At 45.0% G+C, this 504-nt stretch carries 1 protein-coding gene; it reads left to right on the top strand.

Going from position 1 to position 504, the window contains the following annotated elements; genetic code table 11:
* Positions 1-504 (top strand): C4-dicarboxylate transporter DcuC (dcuC, locus tag R7P74_RS29735; RefSeq protein WP_318124345.1); only part of this gene is annotated, 504 nt, incomplete at both ends.

Raw genomic sequence — 504 nt, 5'->3', positions numbered from 1 at the left:
CTATTGATGGCAACCCTATTCCCAATGATGGTGGCGATGGGAATCTCTCGTCCTGCGGCTGTGGCAGTGTGTGCATCTCCTGCTGCTATTATTCTTTCTCCTACTTCAGGTGACGTTGTTATTGCTGCAGAAAAGTCTGGCTTGGCGCTAGATGTGTTTGCGGTACAAACTGTTCTTCCTGTTTCGATTTGTGCAATCGTCGTAATGGCGGCAGCAGCTTTCTTCTGGAACAAATACCTAGATAAGAAAGAAAATACGCCGATGGAAAAAATCGACGTATCAGAAATTAAAGCAGATGCACCAGCGTTTTACGCAGCACTACCATTCTTACCAATCATCGGTGTGTTCCTATTTAATGGCCGTACGATTCCTGGTCTTAGTCTAGATATCTACACCATCGTTGTGGGTTCTATTTTCCTTGGCGCACTTATCCATTATGTCGTGAACAAATTTGACGGCAAAAAAGCGCTTGAAGATTTGGATTCATGCTACGCAGGCATGGCC

The organism is Vibrio sp. 2033 (assembly GCF_033339735.1).
Note: the sequence above shows the minus strand (reverse complement) of the source record. Positions and strands in the feature narration are given on the sequence as shown.